Here is a 5,385-nt window from a genome sequence, read left to right on the forward strand (position 1 = left end):
CTCACGGTCAGAAGGTGCAGTCGGCCGGCCACAACATGGCCAACACCGACGCGTCGGTCGGATCCAGCTGGGCCTGACCCGAGCCAAGCTCGATCAAGAAACCGGCGCAGCCAGCAGGCTGCGCCGGTTTCTTGCATCTTGTGGCACAGCAGCCCTGGGCGACGCCAGAGGCCCCGGAAGCCGACAGTGGCCGGGGCGAATTCGCCCCGGCCACTTCGGATTCGCCCGTGCGGTGGTCAGCCGGTGGTCGCCGCCGACGCACACGCGCCCAGCACCGTGGTGGACAGGAACGTCGCGGCATTGGCCAGATGGTTGTCGGACGGGTCGTAGGTCGGCAGCGCCAACACGAATGCCCGCCGGTACTGGGCGGACAGCTCCGCGAAGTCCTGCAGGGTGGGGTTGTTGCTGCGCCGGCCCAGCTGCTGCAGCTTGTTGGCCAGGCTGACCATGATGGGCCCGACCGCCAGGTTGACCGCCTTCTGCTGCGGGTTCCAGTACGTCCCCGGGATGCTGGGATCGATGCTGTGCCATTCGACGGCGTCGGCGCCGAACTTGTCCAGCGTGGCCTTCCAGTCCGGGCACACCGGATTGGGCCCGGTCAGAAAGCGCTGCGGATTAGCCGGATTGCCCGGCGACGCGGTCTTGGAGGGGGCAGACGCCGCCTCGACCAGCGGGCCGCGCGCGGCCGCTGAGCCGTTGCCGGCGGCCGCGCAGATGGCGGCCAGCGCCGAGGCCGCGCTGTGCCCGGTGCCGGCCAGGGCGGCGTCCCGCGCAGTGTAGGTGGGAATGTGCTCGACGAACGTGCGCGCGTACGCGATGAACTGCTCGTAGAGTTCGCGCATCACCCGGTGCGGGGTCAGCTTCACCAGACCGACGGTCTGGGCGGCGGCATTGCGCACCACCTGGCCGGCGGCCATGTACTGCCTCTTCTGATCCTCGTCCCACGCCGATGCCGGAATCGACTGGTCGCGCTCGTTCCACTTGCCCTGCCCCAGCATCGACAGGGTGCTGGACAGGTTGCTGCTGATGGAAGTCCACGCGGTGCAGCTGGGGTCGTTGATGATGATCGAGACCGGGCCGGTGTCGTCCGCGCTGGCAATGCCCGACGCCGCCGCATTGCGGCTGGAGGACGAGCCGTCCAGCGACCCCTTACCGGGGTCACCACCCAGCAGCACCACCCCGACCAGCACCAGCGCGACGACGGCCAGCACCACTACCGCGGCCAATCCCCACTTCAGGCTCTTGTTCTGTCGGGGCGCCTCGGCCTCGCCGTAGTCCTCGTCTTCGTCATCATCGTCGTCATAGTCAAAGTCGAGGTCATCGGTGCCGTTAGTCACAGTGAGCCAGCTTAAAGCACCGACCGGCGCGGGGCAGTGCTGCGAGAGGGCTCTAGACTGGGCGACCGTCGAACCGTTACCTAAAAGGTCTCATCTCCCAGGGGGTTTTTGTGCTGCGCAGCCACGACGCCGGCTCACTGCGGGTCACCGACGCCGGGCGCAGCGTCACCCTTGCCGGGTGGGTGGCACGCCGGCGCGACCACGGTGGTGTCATCTTCATCGACCTGCGTGACGCTTCCGGGGTGGCGCAGGTGGTCTTCCGCGACACCAGTGTGCTGGAGCAGGCGCACCGGCTACGGGCGGAGTTCTGCGTGACCGTGACCGGTGTCGTCGAGGTCCGTCCCGAAGGCAACGAGAACCCTGACCTGCCCACCGGCGCCATCGAGATCAACGCGACAGAACTGAACGTGCTCAACGAGGCCGCGCCGCTGCCGTTCCAGCTCGACGAAACCGCCGGTGAAGAGGCCAGGCTGAAGCACCGCTACCTGGACCTGCGCCGGGAGAACGGGCCCGGCGCCGCGCTGCGCCTGCGTTCGCGGGTCAACGCCGCTGCCCGTGCGGTGCTGGCCGCGCACGACTTCGTCGAAATCGAAACGCCCACCCTGACCCGCTCCACCCCGGAAGGTGCCCGAGACTTCCTGGTTCCGGCGCGCCTGCAGCCCGGCTCGTTCTACGCGCTGCCGCAGAGCCCGCAGCTGTTCAAGCAACTGCTGATGGTGGCGGGGATGGAGCGCTACTACCAGATTGCCCGTTGCTACCGCGATGAGGACTTCCGCGCCGACCGTCAGCCGGAGTTCACCCAGCTGGACCTGGAGATGAGCTTCGTCGACGCCGAGGACGTGATCGGCATCGCCGAACAGGTGCTCAAGGCGCTGTGGGCGCTGATCGGCTACGACCTGCCGTTGCCGCTGCCCCGGATGACCTACGCCGACGCCATGCGCCGGTTCGGTTCGGACAAGCCCGACCTGCGATTCGGACTGGAACTGGTGGAGTGCACCGAGTTCTTCTCCGAGACCACGTTCCGGGTGTTCCAGGCTCCCTACGTGGGTGCCGTCGTCATGCCGGGTGGGGCCTCACAGCCACGGCGCACCCTCGACGGCTGGCAGGAGTGGGCGAAGCAGCGCGGGGCCAAGGGCCTGGCGTACGTGCTGGTGGGCGAGGGCGGTGAGCTGTCCGGGCCGGTGGCCAAGAACCTGTCCGACACCGAACGCGCCGGACTGGCCGGACATGTGGGGGCCGCGCCGGGGGACTGCATCTTCTTTGCGGCCGGACCCGCCAAGGCGTCGCGGGCGCTGCTGGGGGCCGCGCGGGGCGAGATCGCCCGTCGGCTGGACCTGATCGACCCGAACGCCTGGGCGTTCACCTGGGTGGTCGACCCCCCGCTGTTCGAACCGGCCGATGACGCCACCGCTGCCGGTGATGTGGCGGTCGGCTCCGGAGCCTGGACCGCGGTCCACCATGCCTTCACCTCGCCCAAGCCGGAGCACGCCCACAGCGTGGAGACCGACCCTGGTTCGGTGCTCGCCGACGCCTATGACGTGGTGTGCAACGGCAACGAGATCGGCGGCGGCTCAATTCGTATCCACCGCCGCGACGTTCAGCAGCAGGTCTTCAAGGTCATGGGCATCGATGAGGCGGCCGCCGACGAGAAGTTCGGCTTTCTGCTGGACGCCTTCAGCTACGGTGCTCCACCGCACGGCGGGCTGGCGTTCGGCTGGGACCGGGTGGTGGCGTTGCTGGCCGGTGTCGACTCCATCCGCGAGGTCATCGCGTTCCCGAAGTCCGGCGGCGGCATCGATCCCCTGACCGACGCCCCGGCGCCGATCACCGCTGCGCAGCGCAAGGAAGCCGGCATCGACGCGGTGCCTCAGCAGCGCTGAGACCGCGGGGCCTGGACACGCGCGCAGCGGTCGGCAAGGCTGACGGTCATGGATTCGGTCGAGTTCGCCCGGCTGGTCGTCGCCAACATGCCGTTCGCCGCGGCGTTGCAGATCGAGATCGCTGAGCTGTCACCGCAACAGGTGCGCGCGACCATGTCATGGGCGCCGGAGCGCTGCAGCACCGGCGGCATGCTGCACGGGGGAGCGTTGATGGCTTTCGCCGACACCGCCGGCGCGGTGTGCGCAGTGGTCAATCTGCCGCAGGGCGCGAGCACCTCGACCATTGAGTCGAAGACCAACTTCTTCCGGGCGGTGCGTGCCGGCACGGTGACGGCGACCAGCGTTCCCCTGCATGTCGGGCGGACGACGATCGTCGTGCAGACCGACCTGACCGACGACAACGGCAAGCTGGTCGCCCGGGTCACCCAGACCCAGGCGGTGCTGTCGCCGAAGCCGGAGTGACCGGGTTCACCAGAACGGTTTGAGCAGCTGGCGCATCGCCGGCGGAACCCAGCCTTTCACCGACGACGGGAATACGCGCCCCGGGCCGCATTTCGGCCAGGCATACGGGCCCTGCTCGTCGAGCACCCGATTGGCGACGGCGATCTGTTCTTCCCGCGATGCTTTCGCCGGCGATCCCACGCCACCGAATGCGCGCCACGTCGAAGGCTTGAACTGCAGACCGCCGTAGAAACCGTTGCCGGTGTCGGCGGCCCAGTTGCCACCCGATTCACATTGGGCGACCGCATCCCAGCCGATCGCCATATTTTCCGCATGGGCCACGCCTGCCGAGGACAACAGCGTGCCCACAATCCCCCCGGTGATCAGCCCGGACGTGGCCCATGTCAGCCGGCGCCGTCCAAACTGCACGACACGCCGTGCCGCGTTCCGGTGCATATCACGACCTCCGTGATAGGTGTCTATTAGTGAGGTTTCCGAGCATAACGCGGTAAATGATGAAATTGCACATTTTGGTTACCTAAAGATGCAAATGGGTTTTGTGTTATTTATTGAGGTAGAAGTTAACAAAAGTGGTTTGAGTTAACGAAGTTGTGATTGTTACGTATGTTGCGAGAGATCTCTTAGAAATTAAGAGAATATTCTGTTACTAATGTTGCTGCAGTGACAATTGTGGCCAGAGTGATAGATGTGAGTCGCGGGAGCGGGGTCGCCCCGAGGCGGGCCAGCTGAGAAAAATTCGCCGGAATCGCGCGCTCGGTTCCCCGGCGGCGTGGCCGGACGCCCTAGGCTGCCTCGCGTGGCCGACCGCTATGGAACCGACATCCTCGCCGACAACCCGCACACCGCCCGCCGAGTCCGCTCGGTGGAGGTACCGGTGGAACGCGGCATGGTGGTCGAAGACGCCGAAAGCGGCTACGTAGGGGCCGTCGTCCGGATCGCCTACGGACGGATGGACCTGGAAGACCGACACGGCCGTATTCGCGGATTCCCCGTCGGCCCCGGCTACCTGATCGACGGCAAGCCGGTGATTCTGACCGAGCCCCGCCCGACTGCTCCGACGGCGCCCGCCCGGACCGCTTCGGGCTCCGTGGCGGTACGCGGTGCCCGCGCCAAGGTCGCGCTGGCCAGCCGGATCTATGTGGAGGGCCGTCACGACGCCGAACTCGTGGAGCAGGTCTGGGGTGAAGACCTGCGCATCGAAGGCGTGGTGGTGGAGTACCTCGGCGGAATCGATGACCTGGCCGGCATCGTCGCCGAATTTCAGCCCGGGCCGGGCCGCCGACTGGGGGTGTTGGTCGACCACCTGGTCGACGGCTCCAAGGAGACCCGCATCGCCGAGGCGGTGCGTCGTGGCCCGTATGGTGCGCACACCCTGATCGTGGGACATCCCTACGTCGACATCTGGCAGGCGGTGAAGCCGGGGCGGCTCGGGCTGAAGGCGTGGCCGAAGATTCCGCGCAACGTGGAGTGGAAGCATGGGATCTGTGCCGCACTGGGCTGGCCGCACGCCGGGCAGGCCGACATCGCGGCTGCCTGGCAGCGCATCCGGGGCCGGGTGCGGGACTGGACCGACTTGGAGCCGGAGCTGATCGGCCGGGTCGAGGAGTTGATCGACTTCGTGACGCAACCCGGCGGTTAGCTGGCTGTAGGTCGAGTCAAGGGGGTGTGTGGTCGTGGTCGGTCGGCGTCCCGTTTGGGGCGTTGGT

Annotated in this window: 5 protein-coding genes; 3 read left to right on the forward strand and 2 right to left on the reverse strand. The window is 67.3% G+C overall.

Going from position 1 to position 5,385, the window contains the following annotated elements:
* Positions 1 to 236 precede the first annotated feature (236 nt).
* On the reverse strand, positions 237 to 1,337 hold the full coding sequence (locus AWC18_RS19525) for an ESX-1 system-associated protein (protein WP_085139811.1): 1,101 nt from the start codon (positions 1,335 to 1,337) through the stop codon (positions 237 to 239).
* Between the two features lie 110 nt (positions 1,338 to 1,447).
* Here AWC18_RS19525 and aspS point away from each other — a divergent pair, with 110 nt between their 5' ends.
* Complete coding sequence (gene aspS, locus AWC18_RS19530) at positions 1,448 to 3,217, forward strand: aspartate--tRNA ligase (protein ID WP_085139812.1); 1,770 nt, start codon at positions 1,448 to 1,450, stop codon at positions 3,215 to 3,217.
* A 48-nt stretch (positions 3,218 to 3,265) separates the two neighbouring features.
* On the forward strand, positions 3,266 to 3,679 hold the full coding sequence (locus AWC18_RS19535) for a PaaI family thioesterase (RefSeq protein WP_085139813.1): 414 nt from the start codon (positions 3,266 to 3,268) through the stop codon (positions 3,677 to 3,679).
* A 6-nt stretch (positions 3,680 to 3,685) separates the two neighbouring features.
* Here AWC18_RS19535 and AWC18_RS22365 read toward each other — a convergent pair whose 3' ends face one another.
* Entirely contained in the window at positions 3,686 to 4,114 is a 429-nt protein-coding gene (locus tag AWC18_RS22365) for a transglycosylase family protein (RefSeq protein WP_207504720.1), read from the reverse strand.
* Positions 4,115 to 4,475: 361 nt separating this feature from the next.
* Here AWC18_RS22365 and AWC18_RS19545 point away from each other — a divergent pair, with 361 nt between their 5' ends.
* Complete coding sequence (locus AWC18_RS19545; protein WP_085139814.1) at positions 4,476 to 5,318, forward strand: DUF3097 domain-containing protein; 843 nt, start codon at positions 4,476 to 4,478, stop codon at positions 5,316 to 5,318.
* Positions 5,319 to 5,385 lie beyond the last annotated feature (67 nt).

Origin of the sequence: Mycolicibacter nonchromogenicus (genome assembly GCF_002101775.1) — a bacterium.
Lineage (GTDB): Bacteria > Actinomycetota > Actinomycetes > Mycobacteriales > Mycobacteriaceae > Mycobacterium > Mycobacterium nonchromogenicum.